The following is a 256-nucleotide window of genomic DNA, read 5'->3' on the forward strand; positions in this document are numbered from 1 at the left end:
AGTGATTCATGACTGGGGTGAAGTCGTAACAAGGTAGCCCTAGGGGAACCTGGGGCTGGATCACCTCCTTAACGATTTAGAACAAATTTGTTCGAAGTGTCCACACAGATGATTGTTAGTTAGCTTTTAAAGCTAATTAATATTGCTCTTTAAAAATTTGGAAAGCTGATAATTAAATTCTCGAATAACAAGCAATTGTTATTCAGAGTTTTCGAAAGAAAATGCCGATTAATCATTTAGTTGATTAATTAGCGTC

1 rRNA gene is annotated in these 256 nt (G+C 35.5%); it reads left to right on the forward strand.

The features are described from left to right. Positions 1 to 71: ribosomal RNA gene (locus A7985_RS25550) — 16S ribosomal RNA — on the forward strand; the annotation flags it as partial. Positions 72 to 256 lie beyond the last annotated feature (185 nt).

This window comes from Pseudoalteromonas luteoviolacea (genome assembly GCF_001696455.1).
Classification (GTDB): domain Bacteria; phylum Pseudomonadota; class Gammaproteobacteria; order Enterobacterales; family Alteromonadaceae; genus Pseudoalteromonas; species Pseudoalteromonas luteoviolacea_C.